General features: G+C 42.1%; 17 protein-coding genes. 12 read left to right on the top strand and 5 right to left on the bottom strand.

Features of this window, described 5'->3' with window-relative positions:
* Window positions 1–40: 40 nt before the first annotated feature.
* From ACFPRA_RS12065 to ACFPRA_RS12050, 4 genes are all read left to right on the top strand, one after another.
* Window positions 41–1,225, top strand: a complete 1,185-nt coding sequence (locus ACFPRA_RS12065) for an amidohydrolase (RefSeq protein WP_381434608.1) — start codon at window positions 41–43, stop codon at window positions 1,223–1,225.
* A gap of 47 nt (window positions 1,226–1,272) precedes the next feature.
* Window positions 1,273–2,799: an AbgT family transporter gene (locus ACFPRA_RS12060; RefSeq protein ID WP_381434605.1), complete on the top strand. Its 1,527-nt coding sequence runs from the start codon at window positions 1,273–1,275 to the stop codon at window positions 2,797–2,799.
* A gap of 326 nt (window positions 2,800–3,125) precedes the next feature.
* Entirely contained in the window at window positions 3,126–4,208 is a 1,083-nt protein-coding gene (locus tag ACFPRA_RS12055; protein WP_381434603.1) for an LLM class flavin-dependent oxidoreductase, read from the top strand.
* A 37-nt stretch (window positions 4,209–4,245) separates the two neighbouring features.
* Window positions 4,246–4,656 carry a DoxX family protein gene (locus ACFPRA_RS12050; protein WP_381434600.1) on the top strand — a complete coding sequence of 137 codons (411 nt, stop codon included), beginning with the start codon at window positions 4,246–4,248 and terminating at the stop codon, window positions 4,654–4,656.
* Window positions 4,657–4,733: 77 nt separating this feature from the next.
* On the opposite strand, the gene ACFPRA_RS12045 is transcribed toward ACFPRA_RS12050, so the two are convergent.
* The 3 genes from ACFPRA_RS12045 to ACFPRA_RS12035 all read right to left on the bottom strand — a co-directional run bounded on the left by ACFPRA_RS12045 (window position 4,734) and on the right by ACFPRA_RS12035 (window position 6,278).
* A complete protein-coding gene (locus tag ACFPRA_RS12045) occupies window positions 4,734–5,501 on the bottom strand; it encodes a DUF817 domain-containing protein (protein ID WP_381434890.1) in 768 nt (255 codons plus the stop codon).
* Between the two features lie 74 nt (window positions 5,502–5,575).
* Complete coding sequence (locus tag ACFPRA_RS12040; RefSeq protein WP_381434598.1) at window positions 5,576–5,785, bottom strand: helix-turn-helix domain-containing protein; 210 nt, start codon at window positions 5,783–5,785, stop codon at window positions 5,576–5,578.
* A gap of 10 nt (window positions 5,786–5,795) precedes the next feature.
* A complete protein-coding gene (locus ACFPRA_RS12035; protein ID WP_381434595.1) occupies window positions 5,796–6,278 on the bottom strand; it encodes a DUF2975 domain-containing protein in 483 nt (160 codons plus the stop codon).
* Between the two features lie 283 nt (window positions 6,279–6,561).
* Between ACFPRA_RS12035 and ACFPRA_RS12030 the strand changes: the two genes are divergently transcribed.
* The 8 genes from ACFPRA_RS12030 (at window position 6,562) to ACFPRA_RS11995 (ending at window position 17,048) form a co-directional block, all read left to right on the top strand.
* The gene (locus tag ACFPRA_RS12030; protein WP_381434592.1) at window positions 6,562–7,170 is read left to right on the top strand and encodes a flavin reductase family protein; all 609 of its coding nucleotides are present in this window, start codon (window positions 6,562–6,564) and stop codon (window positions 7,168–7,170) included.
* 167 nt (window positions 7,171–7,337) lie between these two features.
* Window positions 7,338–8,312, top strand: coding sequence for an ABC transporter substrate-binding protein (locus tag ACFPRA_RS12025; RefSeq protein ID WP_381434589.1), 975 nt, complete (start codon window positions 7,338–7,340; stop codon window positions 8,310–8,312).
* 1 nt (window position 8,313) lies between these two features.
* Window positions 8,314–10,308: an iron ABC transporter permease gene (locus ACFPRA_RS12020; RefSeq protein WP_381434586.1), complete on the top strand. Its 1,995-nt coding sequence runs from the start codon at window positions 8,314–8,316 to the stop codon at window positions 10,306–10,308.
* Between the two features lie 199 nt (window positions 10,309–10,507).
* Window positions 10,508–11,713: a DUF3221 domain-containing protein gene (locus ACFPRA_RS12015; protein ID WP_381434584.1), complete on the top strand. Its 1,206-nt coding sequence runs from the start codon at window positions 10,508–10,510 to the stop codon at window positions 11,711–11,713.
* Window positions 11,714–11,976: 263 nt separating this feature from the next.
* On the top strand, window positions 11,977–12,549 hold the full coding sequence (locus ACFPRA_RS12010) for an NADPH-dependent FMN reductase (RefSeq protein ID WP_381434581.1): 573 nt from the start codon (window positions 11,977–11,979) through the stop codon (window positions 12,547–12,549).
* 338 nt (window positions 12,550–12,887) lie between these two features.
* A complete protein-coding gene (locus ACFPRA_RS12005) occupies window positions 12,888–14,297 on the top strand; it encodes a sigma-54 interaction domain-containing protein (RefSeq protein ID WP_381434578.1) in 1,410 nt (469 codons plus the stop codon).
* A gap of 151 nt (window positions 14,298–14,448) precedes the next feature.
* Window positions 14,449–15,426, top strand: a complete 978-nt coding sequence (gene speB / locus ACFPRA_RS12000) for an agmatinase (RefSeq protein WP_381434574.1) — start codon at window positions 14,449–14,451, stop codon at window positions 15,424–15,426.
* A gap of 191 nt (window positions 15,427–15,617) precedes the next feature.
* The gene (locus tag ACFPRA_RS11995; RefSeq protein WP_381434571.1) at window positions 15,618–17,048 is read left to right on the top strand and encodes a sodium:solute symporter family protein; all 1,431 of its coding nucleotides are present in this window, start codon (window positions 15,618–15,620) and stop codon (window positions 17,046–17,048) included.
* Between the two features lie 471 nt (window positions 17,049–17,519).
* Here the strand turns inward: ACFPRA_RS11995 and ACFPRA_RS11990 are convergent, their stop codons facing one another.
* Window positions 17,520–17,945, bottom strand: coding sequence for a GatB/YqeY domain-containing protein (locus ACFPRA_RS11990; RefSeq protein ID WP_381434569.1), 426 nt, complete (start codon window positions 17,943–17,945; stop codon window positions 17,520–17,522).
* A 68-nt stretch (window positions 17,946–18,013) separates the two neighbouring features.
* Complete coding sequence (locus ACFPRA_RS11985) at window positions 18,014–18,697, bottom strand: DNA alkylation repair protein (protein ID WP_381434566.1); 684 nt, start codon at window positions 18,695–18,697, stop codon at window positions 18,014–18,016.
* Window positions 18,698–18,769: the final 72 nt, after the last annotated feature.

The following is an 18,769-nucleotide window of genomic DNA, read 5'->3' as shown; positions in this document are numbered from 1 at the left end:
ATTAATAAATGGACTTTACCATGCTAAAGAGGTGAAAGAAATGTATAAAGATAAAATTTCATTGAAAATAGAAGAAGTATTTCCAGAAACCATTGAATGGCGGCGTTACTTGCATGAACGTCCGGAATTATCCTTTGAAGAACATCAAACTTCACAATATATAGTAGATCGACTAAGTGAAATGGATGGCTTGGAGATTAGTCGTCCGACGAAGACAAGTGTCATTGCCAAATTAAAAGGGTCCTTTCCTGGGAAAACGACTGCATTACGAGCGGATATCGATGCACTACCAATCCACGAGGAAACGGATCTCCCTTTTGCTTCTCAAAGGGAAGGCGTCATGCACGCTTGTGCTCATGACGGCCATACGGCTTCGCTTTTAGGTGCTGTCAAAGTGCTCACTTCCCTGAAAGAACAATTACACGGGGATATTCTATTCATTTTCCAACATGCGGAGGAGCTACCTCCAGGCGGCGCCCAGGAAATGGTTGCAGCAGGGGTACTGGAGGGGGTGGATCAAGTGCTCGGTTTGCACTTGATGTCTACGCTTCCGCTTGGGACGATTGGTGTACGTCATGATGCCATCACTGCGGCAAGCGATTTGTTCGAGATTACGATTCAAGGAAAAGGCGGGCATTCCTCACAACCTGAAATGACAGTGGATCCATTGAGTATCGGGGCGCAAATGGTGTCAGCTCTGAATCATATCGTATCCAGAAGAGTCGGTCCGCTTGAATCTGCCGTCGTTTCAGTGACAAAATTCCACGGTGGTGGAGAGGCCCTTAATGTCATTCCGGACCGTGTGGAAATTGGGGGATCTGTAAGGACATTAGATCAAGACGTTCGTGAAAAAGTTAGACACGCTATTGAGCAGGTTATGGAAGGGTTGGCAGCTGCAAACGGTGCAACAGCCACATTGAAGTATACATACGGTTATGATTCAGTGGTCAATGATCAGTATGTAACGCAACAGGTTGCAGACACGGTAGCGACGTATATCCCCGAAGAAGCGATTGAGTGGATCGATCCGATGCTCGGAGGGGAAGATTTCTCGGCCTTCAGCAACGAAGTGCCAAGCTGTTATGTACTGATCGGTGCGAAAAATGAGGAAAAGGGGATTGTGCATCCGCATCATCACCCGAAATTCGACATTGACGAAGCGGCAATGCTGGCTGCTTTGAAGTTCCATGTTTACTGTGCTTTGACGATGAATGAAGGGAAGTAAGACTTCCGAAAACGGGAAACATTGTTGCTGATAGATGGAAGGGGTTTATGATGGAAGAGAAGAAAAAGACCGGTTTTGTGGACCGTTTTTTAAATAAAATTGAAGTTGCGGGCAATAAGTTGCCTGACCCGATCCTTATCTTCATCATATTGATGGGGGTCATTTTAGCGGGTTCGTTTGTCGCCTCATTGTTCAATTTGAAAGCGACGAATCCTGTGTCAGGCGAAGTGATTGAAGCTGTCAACTTGTTGTCGGGCGAAGGTTTATTAAAGATTTTATCAGAAAGTATTAGTAACTTCAGTGCGTTTCCGCCGCTTGGCATGGTGCTAGTCGTCATGCTTGGCGTCGGTCTTGCCGAGAAAACGGGTTATTTTGAAACGGCGATGAAGCGTGTCATTGAAGTGGCACCTCGTGCACTCATTATCCCGACTATGATTTTAGTCGGGATCCTTGGGACTGTAGCAGGGGATGCAGGGCCGGTTATTTTACCGCCAATTGCTGCTATGGTAATGATGAAATTAGGGTATCATCCATTTGCAGGGTTGGTCATGGCTTACGCCGCAACGTTAGGTGCATTTGGCGCGAACCTTGTGTTAGGAATGGCTGATGCCCTGGTACTTGGTTTTACAGAGCCCGCTGCTCAGCTCGTCAATCCGGATTATGTGGGGAATATCGCGATGAACTACTACTTCATGGCTGCATCTACCATTTTCCTGCTCTCTATTATTTATTTGGTAACGACAAAGTTAACTATTCCACGACTTGGAGCCTATACAGGGCAGGTCATGGATGATAAAAAATTAACGCCAACGCAAATTTCAGCATTGCGCTGGGCAAATATTTCAGCAGTCATTACAGCTATTGTGATTCTTGCTCTCGCGATTCCGGAAAATGGGTTGCTACGGAATGCTGAAACTGGATCGCTCATTACGAATTCACCGCTCATGAATTCTGCTGTTTTCATCATTACGATTCTATTTTTCGTCCCAGGACTCGTGTATGGTCTGAAGGTAAAGACCATTCAATCATCGAAAGACTTCGGGAATCTATTAAGTGATGCAATGAGCACAATGGGGAGTTATATAGTCCTTGTATTTTTTGCCGCTCAAATGCTTGCTTATTTTAATTGGAGTAATTTGGGGCCTATTCTCGCTATTAAAGGGGCAAACGCTCTCGAAGCAATGAAAGTCGAGGGAGTGCCTTTAATTGTTGGCTTCATCATTTTGACAATGGCTATCAATTTACTCATCGGAAGTGCTTCTGCAAAATGGGCGATTTTGGCGCCTATTTTCGTTCCGATGTTTATGTATCTCGGGTATGATCCGGCATTTACGCAAATGATTTATCGGGTCGGTGATTCGATTACCAATCCGATTACACCTGTGTTACCATATTTACCACTGTTGTTGGCATTTGCTAAGAAATACGACAAAAATGTTGGAATCGGAACACTCATTGCGAATCTACTGCCTTATTCAATCGCCCTGTTCTTTGCTTGGACGATCTTTACGGTTGTTTGGTATCTACTAGGAATTCCAGTCGGACCAAACGGACCTATCTTTTTACCAAATTAATCATACCGGGTTCTAAAACAAACTAGAATTGTTTTAGGGCCCGGTATTTTTATGTTTATTCCCCTATATATAAAACTCGAAAATCGTCGAAGAGATAGTTTTTTTCTCCAACTTTATTAACTACTAAGCAACAAAAATATTTATTGTAAATTAGTTACTTGACTAATGTTTGGGTTGGTTGTATAGTTACTTACATAAAGTAAGTTAATGGTGATTAGTTTGTTGGAGGTATCGATTAAGAGGTAACGAAATTGAATGTTCATCGTGGACTTACTGGAAACGGAATTCACGTGAAAAGTTAAAAAGTAGTTGGGAGATCGTACACAATGCATGAAAGTGAAGGAATTGAAATTGGTCTATATACACTGGGCGATCTAGTGGCGGATCCGTTTACGGGAAAAACGATTAGCGTAGGGCAACGAATGAAGGAGGTTTTGGCGGCGGCAAAACTTGCCGACGAGGCGGGGCTCGATATTTTTGGGGTTGGTGAACATCATCGACTCGACTATGCCATTTCCTCGCCACCTGTCGTTTTAGCCTCCATCGCTCAAATGACGGAACGCATCAAGTTGACAAGTGCAACGACCGTGTTAAGCACGATTGATCCGGTTCGTTTGTTTGAGGACTTTGCTACATTGGATTTGCTATCGGATGGGCGGGCGGAAATCATTGCAGGTCGTGGTGCATTTGTGGAGTCATTCCCTCTTTTCGGTTATGACACAAATGACTATGATGCCTTGTTCACGGAAAATCTTGACTTATTATTAAAGCTTAACGAAAACGAGAGAATGACTTGGGATGGTCAATTCCGTCCGTCGTTGAGAAATGCTGAAATTGCACCCCGCCCTTTACAGAAAGAATTGCCCGTATGGGTCGGTGTTGGGGGAACCCCAAGCAGTGCTGCCCGTGCCGGAAAATTGGGTGCCGGGATGGCAATGGCGATCCTGGGCGGTGATCCCGCACGATTTAAGCCATTGGTGGATGTCTATCATCAAGCGGGCATCGAGGCTGGTCATGATGTAGAAGATCTCAAGGTCGGTGTAACGGGTCATGCGTATATTGCAGAGACTACGCAACAAGCAAAAGATGAATTCTATCCGTATTACTCAAATTATTGGTCATACGTAAACGGTCAGCGTGGGATGAGTTCAAGGAAGATGGCACGAACAGATTTCGAACAACTGACAGCTCCCGAAACGGCTTTGTTTGTAGGAAGCCCACAACAGATCGTGGAGAAAATCCTGCACCAATACGAACTTTTTGGACACCGACGTTTCATGGCGCAGATGGATATTGGCGGTTTGCCGTTTGAAAAAGTGGTGAAGAGTATCGAATTATTAGCGACAGAGGTCGCTCCAATCGTCCGAAAGGCAACAAGGAAAGATACAGTATTGACGGTTATTAACTGAGCAAAATAGAAAAATGATGAGTAGAGGAGTATGAATGATGATAAAAAAATATGAGTTAGGTTTATTAATTCTTCGAGTAGCGTTAGGGATCACGTTCTTGATCCATGGTATTGCAAAGTTTCAAATGGGTCTTGGAAATGTAGCGGGTTGGTTTGAAAGTATTGGTATTTTAGGTTTTCTTGGTTCTGTCGTTGCTTTCATTGAACTTTTGGGAGGAATCGCATTAATTTTAGGAATCGGAACTAGACTCGTCTCGGCATTAATTGCGATCGTCATGCTTGGGGCTATCTTTACGGTGAAATTGTCTGTGGGCTTCATGGGAGCTGAAACAGCGGGGTATGAATTGGATGTAGCATTATTAGCCATGGCAGTTGTGCTGTTGATAAATGGAAGTCAGTTGCTTTCTTTAGACAGTAAGTTTTTTGGATCGGCTGAAGGAACGAACTGATAATGGAATAGAAAAGCCTGATTCCTCATTTATGACAGTGAGAAATTAGGCTTTTTTTATTTTTAAGAAATCATCTTTTACAATTCCTTTTTTCCTTTTACTAGCTTCAACGTCGCGACAATCAGAAAGCTGACAATGACTAATAAGACCCATGAGCTCACTTTACCTAGATGAACGAGACTCCATACAGCGGTTTGGTTTGGATATTCCCAAGCGCCAAAGAACGTTGCGATGTTTTCAGCAATCCATATGAAAAATCCGATCAGCATAAAAGAAAATGCAAGTGGCATACGATAACACTTTCCATTTACTTCGTATGTGACCCATGATCGCCAAAAGACAATTATGACGAGTGCAGCTAACCACCAACGAACGTCAATCCAATAATGGTGGGTGAAAAAATTCAAATAAATCGCTGCTGTAAGAGGGACCACTACCAAAAAGGGCGGCCATTTCACGAGGTCGACATTTAACCTTCTCCATGCCTGGCAAAGATAACTTGCCACACTTGCATACATGAATCCGCTATACAAAGGGACGCCAAAAATCTTGAAGTACCCTTCTTCGGGATAAGACCAGGAGCCCATATGTGTTTTGAAAATTTCAAGTGCCAGTCCAATTAGGTGAAATAAGGTGATCACCTTTAATTCATCCCGTGTTTCAAGCCCAGAACGTACCATCCACCACTGCATGAGGAGGCAGATGATGAGCAGCCAATCATAGCGCGGCAGTAACGGTAGGGGCATGATTTGGGTCAAAGCTAAAGAGGTGAAAATAACGACGGGGAACAGACAGGATAGAGCCTGTTCCCAACCAAAACGAACGAGTTGTTTGAGTGCGCTCATCAATCGTACTTTCAACGTTTTTTTCTGAGAATCATTTTGGATCGATACTTGCATGTGTCAGTCACCTCGATTTCTCAATCATCACTTCTATATTCTAGAATATCGCCGGGTTGGCAGTCTAAAGCCCTACAAATCGCCTCTAAAGTGGATAATCGAATGGCCTTTGCCTTTCCGTTTTTCAATATGGAAAGATTGGCCATCGTGATGCCAACCTTCTCTGAAAGTTCGGTGACGCTCATTTTCCGTTTAGCCAGCATTACGTCAATATGAATGATAATCGCCATTGTTTTCACCTCAAACCGTTAAATCATTTTCTGATTTTATTTCAATTGCTTCTTGTAATAGTTTTTGGAGAACAGCGGCAAAGACCGCAATGACCACTGAAGCAAAAATAATGACCATCCCGATGACGATGAATCCAGGGGCATCGTCTACCTCCGCTATGAGATAAAAGAGGGGCATGCCTAGGACATAAATGACGCTAATTGCGATCGCACAGCGTTTTATATTTCTTAAAGCTTTTACCGATAGTGCCGAGAAGGCTTTATTTTTGTCAATATAGCTTAACAATTTAAAAGCTTGATATAGCGCAATATAAAAAGGGATTGCTGACGCATACAGATCAAGGTAAACGTAATATTTCATTAAAGCAACGTCTGGATATAACTCTGCTGCAAAATTTGCAATCTCGGGTACCAAAAAGATGCACAAAGCAAGAATGGGGAGTCCGATAAGAATAACGGCTATTTTTAAAAATAAGGTTGTTCCTTGTTTCATAAAAAGCACCTCGCTGATTTATTATTAAATTGAATTTAACATTTTATTTATCGATTTACAATAAATAAATATTGAAAAGGATAAAGTTTTTGTTGTTATGTGACAGTGGTAGTATAAAGAGTATTAGAAAATATGGACAACTCCATCAGTTTTCCAATACAATTATCTCGAATTGAAGATAAAGGGGAAGTTCATTCCTTGCTATTTTTGTAGAGGTATGAAGGATATAATGGACTTAAAATGAAGCCCCTCAGATAGAGGGCTATAGAAAGGACTGGTTGCAATGCTTTCGATTGATCCAGCTCAACAGACCGAAAGAGAAAATTATAAGTTTTTGATAGGAAGTATTATTCCAAGGCCCATCGCTTTCGTTACGACTCTTTCCAAGGATGGGGTAGTAAATGGGGCACCGTTTAGTTATTTTAATATTGTATCCGCCAATTCCCCGATGATTTCATTGTCGATCCAACGATTGGAGGGAAAGCAAAAGGATACAGCGAGAAATATTCTCGAATCCAAAGAATTCGTCGTACATATTGTGGACGAACAAAATGTTGAACAGGTCAATGAAACAGCCGCCACTCTTCCGCCTGATCAAAGTGAAGTTGAACTGGCAAAATTGACGCCCATCGAGAGTTTGAAAATTGCTGTTCCAGGAGTCAAGGAAGCTAAAATTCGGATGGAGTGTATTGTGGAGCATGCCGTGGAATTGGGGGACTCGGATTCTCCTAGCTGTGATTTGATCATAGGCAAGATTGTGCAATTCCATATAGATAGTGCTATTTATGAAAAGGGGAGAATTGATCCAAGAGGGTTAGCTGCCGTCAGCAGATTAGCCGGGCATGATTATGCGGAAATCGGTGAAATCTTTTCAATTAAAAGACCGAAATAAGAGAAGCGCCACGTTCTAAACAATGCAAAATTGTTTTAGAATGGGGCGCTTTTTATGTTGGTTAGAAAATAACTTAAAAATTTTATTGAGAATGATAATCAAGTAGAATATAATTAGTTGAGACTGATTCTCATTATTAATGAAATGAAGAGCGGAGGAAAATAAAGATGAAGAAGTTTATATTTGCAATGCTGGCACTCCTATTTGTTTTAGGAGGATGTGCAGAAAAAGGGAAAAGTGGTCAAACAAATTCGAATCAGAGCGAGACGAATGAAAAAATAGAAATCACGCATGCATTGGGAACCGAGACATTTGACAAAGCACCTGAACGGATTGTCGTTTTGGAATGGAACTTTGCGGAGGAACTACTTGCATTAGGCGTTCAACCCGTTGGCATGGCGGATATTGAAGGATTTAAGAAGTGGGTGAAAATTAGTGAATCTGTTGCGGACGATGTTGTGGATGTCGGGACTCGCCAAGAGCCGAATTTAGAAGAAATCGCCAAGCTGAATCCGGACGTGATCATTACACTGTCCAGTAACCATGGCGCCATTCAAGATCAACTTACAAAAATTGCACCGACTATTTTCTATGACACTGTTTCGCCAGAAGTGACGAAAGATTTGTATCAAAATTCATTTGATTCATTTAAAACAACTGCCAAACTGCTAGGTAAAGAAGCTGAAGCAGAACAGCTCATTCAACGATTAGATGAGAAATATGCAGAAGCTGCGAAAAAAATCGATGAGCTCAATTTACCAACTAGGGAGTTCTTGTTCACACAAGCCTATACAGTCAACCAAGCACCAACTTTCCGTTTGTTCACGAAAAACTCCATGGTGAGTCATGTGCTTGAAAAAGTAGGTTTGGAAAATGTGATCAAAGACAATACAGATGCACCTTGGGGCTTTATTGACGCCAACGTCGAAGGAGTTTCAAATTATGAAGATGCACTTTTCATTCATGCTGTTCAACCGGATGACCCGCTATTTGATAACTTGCAAAACAATAAAGCGTGGAATGAACTGACCTTCGTCAAAAATGATCAACTCTATGATATCGGTGGAGATACGTGGACATTTGGGGGCGTATTATCAATGGAGACATTAGTGGATAATTTACTGCTTGCATTGCAAAAATAAAATGAAGAATGATAAACGAAAATTCATTACGATCGGTTTTTTAGGTTGTCTGCTCTTTATTTTATTAGGGACGATTCATGTTAGCCAAGGACAAGCGTCCGCTGGGTATTTCAACTTTTGGCAACAGCTTTGGCATGATGAGCAGCAACAAAATTTTCTACTGCATAGCCGTTTGCCGCGATTTGTCATCGGATGTTTGGCGGGCTCTTCCTTAGCGGTTGCAGGGATGCTCATGCAAACGATGACAAAAAATCCGCTGGCAAGTGCAAGTACATTAGGGATTCATTCGGGAGCTAATTTCTTTGTGGTGGCTTTCGCGGTTTTCTTTCCGCATCTCAGTGGAAAGCACCCTTTATTCCTTGCTTTTGGAGGCGGGTTGATAGCTGCGATGCTCGTATGGGGTTTAGTCGGGAAGACGCTGGATCCCGTAAGAGTCGCTTTAACAGGGATGATTGTGAGTATGCTTTTTGCGTCCTTCACAGCCGCTTTGCAACTGCTATTTGCAAATGAAGCATCAGGTTTGTTTTTATGGGGATCGGGGACTTTGCTTCAATTAGATTGGTCAGGCGTTCAATTTGCGTGGCCATGGATTGGCATCGTTCTCCTCATTACGCTGGCGATCAGTCGTAAACTGGATGTTTTATTATTAGATGAAGAGGCCGCGATTGGAATTGGTGAGAAGGTCGGGTTGATCAAGCTCGTCGGTTGGCTGGCCGCCATTTTCCTGGCGGCTATTACAGTCGCGGTAGTCGGGCCGATCGGTTTTGTCGGTATTATCGCGCCCCATGTTGTTCGGTTACTCGGATTGCGGTTACATTTTTCAATGATCCTAGGCAATATTGTTGTGGGGGCTTTGCTTCTCGTTAGTGCGGATATATTGGTACGTATTATTTCTCAGACATCGGAATTACCGGTTGGCGCTATGACTGCTCTTATTGGCGGTCCTTGGATCGTGTATTTAGCGATGAAGATGGGGCGTTCAGTCCGGGGGAAATCCGCTCCATTAGGCGGGCATGTTTTATTTCCCAAAAAGGGAGCCGTTTATGGTGTCTTGTTGATTATCACCATTTGTCTATTTTTCGTGAGTTTGCGGTTTGGTGGGACTGAATTTACGCCTCTGCATTTACTTGGCCAAGAGCTTGCGCATAATACATATGTATGGAATTTCCGCGTACCGCGAATTCTTGTCAGCTTCTTGGTGGGGATGCTCATGGCAGCTGGAGGCGTTCTGTTTCAATCGGTTTTGCGGAATCCGCTTGCAGATGCATCCGTGTTAGGGGTGACCTCCGGTGCAGGGATGACGGCCATGCTGTTCATGATTCTGTTTCCGGGTTTAGCGTATTTATTTGTCCCAATCGGTGCAGTTGTAGGGGCTTTTGTCGTGACGGGACTGATTTTGGTATGTAGTTCCCGAGGCGGTTTTCAACCTGTTACGCTTCTGTTAATCGGCGTTTCGATATCCGCTGTCTGTTCCGCAATCATTCAAATCCTAATGGTTAAATCCAAACTGTATGCAGCACAAGCATTGACATGGTTGTCTGGGAGTACGTATGGGAGTTCATGGGATCATGTGTGGATGGCGCTTGTTACGAGCCTCATTTTACTGCCACTTATTTATTATTTCTCCAGGACATATGATGCGTTAATTTTTGGGGAAGAAGTGGCGATCGGTTTTGGTATCCATACAAGCAGACTCCGTTTATGGATGATTATTGTTGGAGTGATCATCTCCGCGATCAGCGTTTCGATTGTCGGAACGATCGGTTTTATCGGGTTGCTAGCTCCCCATGCTGCTAGGCGGATCGTCGGTATTAAGCATCAAGCCGTTTTCCCGGTCAGTATTTTGCTGGGTGGCATGCTCTTATTGGCGGCAGACTTTTTAGGACGTTATGTCTTGGCACCCAACGAAGTTCCAGCGGGCTTACTCGTTTCCATAGTCGGCGCACCATATTTGCTGTATTTATTAAAGAAAAGTGGGCAAGTGAAAGTGAGATAGGAATTAAAAGTGTACCGTGTTGCAGGGCAATGTTGGATTGTCCTACAGCACGGTACTTTTTTGATTTATATGGGAGAGGTATTCGAATGCGGCAAACTCATGAAACCATTGTCGTATCAGGCCCCATAAAAATGTATAGATGAAACTAAACAACTGCCAAGCCGACTAACTCTATATGAGTTGGAGAGGAGGCACGTAGATGAAGAAAAGAATGGGGTTCGCCCTGATAGCAAGCGTTTCAATCCTTTTTGCTGCATGCGGGGCTACTGAAAACGATGAGGAACAGCTACCATTACAGAGCAATACAAAATTCGGCAGCGATCGTGAAATTATTGCGGAACTTGAGCAAACGGTGACCGAAACGCCGATACGGGACGCAGAGGCTAAGAAGCAAATAGAAAGCGATGATTTTAAAAATGGGTTTTATGGTGAGCCATCGGCAGAACTTGAGGAAGATATGGCTGTTCAAACAATAGAAGCCCTAGCAGCGTCAGACGCGATCGAAACAGTATATGGTAGTCACGGGGCATTCCGAAAAGAAGGTGTATTATTTTTAGAAAATCAGACTGAAGGCGCAAAACAGTCGGGCGTTTGGATTGGAATAAAAGAACCTGATGACCGTTTGGATGAATTATTGAAAGTATTGCAACCAAAAGTGGATGCCGGAGAGATTCTAGCGAAGCCGATTTATTTTTATCGGAGTGATTATGCAGAAATGGACTTGGAGCTTTTGCAAGAGGAGGTGTTGAATGCACTCAAGCCAATGCAATCCGGACGCGGATCGTTTGGCATTTCTACAGACACAAAGACAGGTAACATTGAAATCACCCATGACTTCTTAAAAGAGGAACAACAGGCAGAACTGAGAAAGCAGTTCGCAGACTACACCATTCATTTTGAACAGCAAGGAAGGCTAGTCGCGGAACCTGGTGAACCAACAACGACATACCCAGATCTGCCATTTACGGAAACTCCTTCGAAGGAAGGGACATATGTCATGCAGGTCGATGGAGAAAAGATGCTTGTTGTCGACACCATACCAACGGATCCTAGTTCAACCGGGGGTCAGGAAGATTTTTATGGTGCAGTGTTTTTCACATATCCAAATGCAGTTGAGGAATTAAAAATCGGCCAACGAGTTAAAGTGGAAAACTCCGGTATGATTTTGACTTCCTACCCGGGACAAGGAAGTGCGAAGTATGTAGAAGTGCTTCCTGAGTACAAGCCGAAAAATGCGAAGCTCTCAGAATCAGAAGTGATTGAAAAAGCGATTGAAATTACAAAAAAGAAGTCAGACGGCAGGATGATCATTCGCTCTATTGCATTTGATGAAGAAAAAGCTGTTTGGAAAGTTGAGATCAAACAAGATGGACAGGACGATGAAATTGAAATCAAAGATGAATGAAAAGTACCGGGTTCCGAGCTTGATTTGGAACTCGGTATTTTTTATTTACCTGAGTACTTCTGCAGCCATTCTGCAATTATAGAAAGTAAGGGTTTTTCGGTCACAATATAAACTGTGGAGGCTATCGCTTTTTTTCAGAGATGGTTCCGTTCGCCTTCCCAATTCAAATACTTGACTATTAAATATTACATATGTATAGTTACTTACATAAGGTAACAAACTAACACTTTGCATATTGCAAAGATAAAAAGGAGATCATAATCATGACTATTCAAGTAAAAGCGATTATAGGTAGCACAAGTTCAAATTCATTCAACTTAAAAGTGGTTGAGTTTATGAAAAAGCGTTATGCCGATCAATTGGATATTACCCCTGTATTGATCAATGACGTTGAAATGTATTCAGTGGATATTGAAAATAATGTACCGGCAAATGCGGAAAAGTTTAAAGAGGCTGTTAAGGATTCAGATGCAGTCCTATTCGCAGTGCCCGAGTACAACTTTTCAATTCCAGGTGCTTTGAAAAATGCAATCGACTGGTTATCACGTGGCGGGGATTTTGAAATCAAAGATAAGCCAGCATTTATCGTAGGGGCTTCTATGGGGGCCTTGGGAAGTGTCCGTGCTCAAATGCATTTAAGAGAAATCTTGTCAAACCCTAACTTATCACCTATCGTATTACCGAATAACGAAGTCTACATTGGTTCAATACATGAAAAAATAAATGAAGCTGGAGAAATCACAGATCAAGGTACCGTTGATTTCTTGGATTCCGTTGTTAAAAACTTCGTTGAATTCTATCACAAAGTGAAATCTGTTGATCTTGTCACTCAATAATTCGGCAGAATTAAAGCCAGCTTTCTATAAGTAATAGCCGTTTTCCGAAAAATAAAAGCTTCTAAACAATCCTGTATTGTTTAGGACCTTTTATTTTTTTAGAAAAAATTTTCACGTCGTTTTGCCGACTACTTTCCCTCAGTTATTCATGTGACTGCTACTAAACTTTCCTTGAGAATTCAAGTATGATGAATAAGTGGTGGAATACTCAATCATTTTATTTTTTAGGTTCTTGAAATTGAAGCATATGGTGAGGGCGGTGGACGCTGTGAATAGAATGCCAATTGCCAGAATGTCTTAAACAGGCACTAAACATTTAAAGAAAGATAGGTGGTTACATGGAAAAGCTTGAAATGTTGGAGCTTGAACTTAATGCTCTAGTAAGAGCGTCAAAAGATAACATTGTCATTACGGATGGAAAAGGAATCGTGTTAAGGGCTAGTCCCAATAGCAATGGTATTTATGGAATGGATCCTTTGTCTTTGATTGGGAAGTCGGTGACTGAACTTGAAGCGGAAAATGTATTTTCACCCTCTGTAACCAAGAGAGTATTAGAAGAGCGTAAGGAAGTACAGGTAATGCAGTATACTGCAACCGAACGATCGGTCATGGCAACAGGGATTCCTGTTTTCGATGAAGCAGGGGAGATTATCCGGGTTATTAGCTTTTCACATGATTTGACAGAGCTTCAGCATTTAAAAGAGGACTACGAAGAATTACGAACAACAATGGAAAGATATCAATCGGAAATTCAAGAACTTAGGGAAAAAGAACATGGTCTCGAAAATATGGTTATTCAAAGTAAGTCTATTCAGAGAGTGTGGCAACTTATACAGCGAGTTGCAAAGTCAGATGCTTCAGTTGTCTTTTTAGGAGAATCTGGAGTAGGAAAAACTATATTTGCTCGGGCTCTTCATAAAGGGAGTCAGAGAGAAAAAGAAACGTTTATCGAAGTAAATTGTGGAGCTATTCCGGAGTCCTTATTTGAATCTGAAATGTTTGGCTACGAAGCAGGTTCGTTTACGGGTGCTAACCAAAAAGGAAAGCCTGGTCTCATTGAGCTTGCTGACAAAGGGACACTGTTTCTCGATGAAATTGGAGAACTCCCGCTCCCGGTTCAGGCCAAGTTGCTAAAAGTGCTACAAGAGAAAGAAGTTACACGAGTAGGTGGAATAAAATCAAAAACCATTGATTTTCGATTAATCGCCTCAACTAATCAGGACTTGGAGGAAATGGTGAAACAGGGGAAGTTTCGGCAGGACCTTTATTATAGACTAAACGTGATTTCAATTACCATACCTCCATTAAGAGAGCGGAAAGAGGATGTTGCAATGCTTGCGCATTACTATTTACAAAAGTTCAATGAAAAAAATGCGATGAGCAAGTTTTTTCATGCAGCGACAATAGAGGAACTCGTCGCTTATGACTGGCCTGGAAATGTGCGTGAGCTTCAAAATATGGTAGAGAGGCTTGTCATTACGGCAGAGACAAAAACAATTTATCCTGACTCGTTACCCTTTTACACTCAACAGGAACACCAACCAGACATGGATAGCTTGCACATTGCAGAGCTGGAAGAAAGGGGTTCCACCTTGCGAGAAGCGCTTGAGGAAGTTGAAATCCGTTGGTTGAAACGAGCTGTTAGACAGTTTAAGACTACATACGAAATGGCGGAATACCTTGGCGTGAATCAATCAAATGTTGTGAGAAAGCTAAAAAAGTATGGTATTAATGCAAAAAAGCATTGAAATGCAAAATTAAATTAATGGTGATTAAATTAATGCATAATTGCATGCGGATTCTAATAATCTCCCCCTGTTTTTCTAACATTTCATCTTGGTATAGTTCTTGCATTGATAAAAAGTGGATGCAGAAATTTTAGAAACTAGGGGGATTGTCATGTATCAACCAAAAGACTCTTCGAAATCACCACGTTTTTGCGGTGTTCGTACATTTATGAGATTAGAACAAATTAAGACGACGGATCATGTAGATTTTGTTGTTTTGGGAGTACCTTTTGATACAGCAGCTTCAAATCGAACGGGGCAACGATATGGCCCGCAACACATACGTAATTCTTCAGTCTTGCTTCGTCCTTACAATCCGGATATGGATATTAATATTTTTGAATACTGCTCCGGTGTCGACTATGGGGATATTGATGTCATCCCTGGGAATATTCATCGCACATACGATAACATGGTTTCAGAACTTGGACCTATTCTTGAGAAAGGAATCATTCCAATTATTATGGGTGGTGATCATTCTATATCACTAGGAAATCTTCGTGCTTTTCACAAAAAGTATGGTCCGGTTGCACTTGTTCATTTCGATTCTCATGGCGATACATGGGATGATTATTATGGAGAAAAATATATGCATGGAACACCGTTTCGTCGCGCAGTAGAGGAAGGGCTTCTGGACGTTGATCATTCGATTCAGGTGGGGATGCGTGGTCCGCTTTATAGCCCGGATGATATAGAAGATGCTCGGAAATTAGGTTTTGAAGTAATTCCGATGAAAGAAGTTAGAGAGATTGGATTTGAAGAAGTTATGCGACGCATCCAATCCCGTGTTGGGGATCGCCCTGTATTTGTTTCTTATGATATTGACTTTGTTGATCCAGCGTATGCTCCAGGTACGGGTACACCTGAAGTCGGTGGACCTACAAGTTATGAAGCGCTAGAGTACGTAAGAGGTTTGGACGGACTCGACATCGTTGGATTTGATTTAGTGGAGGTTCTACCAACTCATGACAGCAGTGAAATTACAGCTGCACTGGCATCTGCTGTGATGTACGAAATGATTACGTTAACAGCATTGAAGAAAAAGCGGCTACAGTCATTGGTACATTCAGCTTCCAATCTATCCGAATGAATGACAAACGAATTCACTGATCGTACAAGAATGAGACATAATCTACTATGTATCATTCTTGTACATCTATGAGACCGAATATTTAAAATTGTTTACCGTGCCCTCGTTATCCTCTTAGACGATAGAGATTATCTTAATGCCGTCTAACTCGGTAATTGACAAGAATCTATTCTATGGAGAGTGGTTAGTCAGTGAATATAATTGATGTTTTAATAATGGTTGGATACTTTGCTGTGTTGATTGGGGTGGGGGTAATTGGATCCAGAAGGGCGAAGACAGCGGAAGACTACATATTAGCTGGGAGAAATCTAGGGTTTTTTATGTATTTTGGTTGTCTCACGGCCGTCATTCTTGGAGGCGCTTCCACAATTGGGTCAGCGCAACTTGGGTATGAATATGGATTATCCGGTATGTGGCTTGTATTCATGCTAGGTTTTGGAATTATGCTACTTGGCCTTTTTCTCATTAAACGGATCACAAATTTCAAAGTAATGACGATTAGTGAATTTTTGGGGAAGCGTTTTAACACACAGACACAGTTAATCAGTGCACTTGTCGCTTCGATTTATGCGATGATGGTGACAGTGACTCAAGTTATAGGAATGGGAACGATTTTAAACGTATTGATTGGCTGGAATTTGACTACATCGATGCTTGTCGGCGGAGGGATCGTTCTTTTTTATACCATACTCGGGGGAATGTGGTCGGTTACCATGACGGATATCGTTCAATTTTTGGTAATGACGATTGGTATTTTCTGTTTCATGCTACCTATGAGCGTATCCAGTGCAGGAGGTTGGAGCCAACTTTCGCTTCAGTTGCCGGATACGTATTTCAGTCTTTCAGGAATCGGTTCATCTCAAATATTTCACTATTTCTTATTGTTTGGGCTGGGTATGGTAGTTGCTCAAGACATTTGGCAACGTATTTTTACTGCAAAAACAATCAAAATTGCTCGAACGGGAACTATCTTTGCCGGAATTTATAGCTTGTTGTATGGATTAGCTATAAGTGTAATTGGAATGTGTGCATTTATTGTCCTTCCGAATCTCCAAGATACTCAAAATGCTTTTGCTAGCATGGCTTCCGAAACGCTTCCAGCCGGTATTCTTGGCTTTGTACTCGCAGGTGTCATTTCGGCCTTAATGTCCACAGCATCGGGAACATTACTTGCTTCATCGACACTAATTACAAATGACATACTAAAAACCTATTTTTTCAAAAACATCAAAGAAAAACAATTCCTGATTCTTTCAAGAGTGGTTACATCCATCATCGGCATTGCGACGATTGTCTTCGCACTTTGGATTCAAAATGTGCTCGTTGCTCTTGACGTGGCGTATGCAGTATTATCAGGGGCAGTTTTTGTACCTGTTATACTTGGCTTCTTTTGGAAAAGAGCGACAGCAAAAGCTGCTTTTTACTCGATTATCGTTAGTACTATCACAATCCTTACTGGACTGGCTATCGAAGGTATATCGTCGACCAACCCAATCTTGTATGGAATAGCAACTAGTGTTGTTGTCATGGTGTTTGTTTCACTGATTGGTCAGTATCAGAAACAGTCAGTCCCCGGTTATCACGGGAATATTAGCAGCGGGGCGGACCGGAGTGATTCGTGATAGGGAGAGGATATGTACTAAAATCAATAACGCCTCGGCGTTATTGCGTCCGGATTTTGAATTGAGCTTGCTCAATTAACTCCATTTAAAATCCGTGACATCCGCCGGAAGCTTGGGCAAACAGGATGTTGGTCACTCAGGCGTTGCCAATCAAACAGCGAAGGGTTTGATTTGCCGTATTTCTGCGTTTTTTTGCAGAAATTAAGGCACTTTCATTCAGGACGCGGCGACCTTAGCCTGAGTTCCTCTATTCAGCCGGGGTTTGAACCCCCACTGAATGGAATGCATTTCTAGCATTCATCCCGCCACTTATAGAAGTGGGGGACTTCTGCTGAAGCAAGTTAAAAGGGGTCAGTACTTCAACATCTAGCCAATGTAGCTGACGTGCCACATGAAGTGGAGGATTTTTGTTGATTCAAGTTAAACTAAAAAACGAACCTCTTGAAAACATGGAGGTTCGTTTCATTAAAATCAGATCAAGCTTTTCACAACTTTCGACATCGTTCCGCCGTCTGTTTTTCCAGCAAGTAATGGTTTTGCGATTTTCATGGCTTCGCCCATGTTCATGCCTTTGGTGACGCCGGCTTCTGTCAACAGTGCGATGATTTCATCTTCGCTCAGTTGTTTTGGTAAGAAGCTTTTGAGCAACACTAATTTTGCTTCTTCCTGTTTGATCAAGTCGTCCCGCTGTGCTTTTTGTGCACCTTCTAGCGCCTGATTCGTCTGTTTGATTTCCCGATTGACGATGGCAGTTTCTTCTTCAGTTGAAAGGGCTGCACCTTTTTCTTTTTCGGCAAGATCTAGCGCTGACTTCAATAAGGTTAATACACCTTTAGAAAGCGTATCTTTTTCCCTCATGGCCTTTTTCAATTGTTCGAATACGGTTGTCTTTAACATATTGGATCGCCTCCCACTTAGTGATAAAAGTATAAAAGAGGAGTGCATGAAAAGCAACGAATGTCGACTTATTTACGCTTCATGTTTCGAATCCGTTGTTTGGTCTCCTCATCGACGCGGTAAGATTCTATGATTTTTTGTAGAGCTTTATTATAGGTGAAATCATCAAGTGCATTCTCGTTCAAATAAATCGTTGTCGGTTCAGGTAGTTTTACATAGCAGATGGAAATGGCCCACGCAACCGCCATTTTCACATAATAACCGTCATGCTTGATACAATCGAGCGAATGAAGGACCTTGTCAATATAGGCATCGTCAATGTAAAAGTTCAGGAGCATGACAACCCCGAAACGTATGTCATATTCTTTTTCGGAGGTTAAATAGGGCTGCAAGTACGCCCAAACACGTTCCTGATTGACTTTTGTAAACTTGAGGCCAATACAGAAACTGTCACAAACCGACCAATTATCAATTTTAGGTACAAATGCAGTGATATAAGACAAAATTTCCTCGATATCCGCCTTTACATACCCAAGGACCATCCCTTGTAGCATGACTTCCTCAAAGTACTCACTTTCAGCCGTTTCTAAATAGGTACGCCAATCGCTTTTGGCAATCTCTTTGGCGATTTTGCGTAGTGCTGGCAACCGAACCCCTAACACATTATCGATCGTCGGAATGAGCTTGGAGGAAAACTTTTGATAATCTTCATCAATGAGTTCGAAAATTTGTTGGCGATAGCTATTTTCCATTTTTACACCTCTTGTTATAGAGTAAGCACGAATTTGGAACGCTCATTTTAACCATGGTGGTCATAACCAGAC

The organism is Sporosarcina soli, from assembly GCF_042655805.1.
Lineage (GTDB): Bacteria > Bacillota > Bacilli > Bacillales_A > Planococcaceae > Sporosarcina > Sporosarcina soli.
Note: the sequence above shows the minus strand (reverse complement) of the source record. Positions and strands in the feature narration are given on the sequence as shown.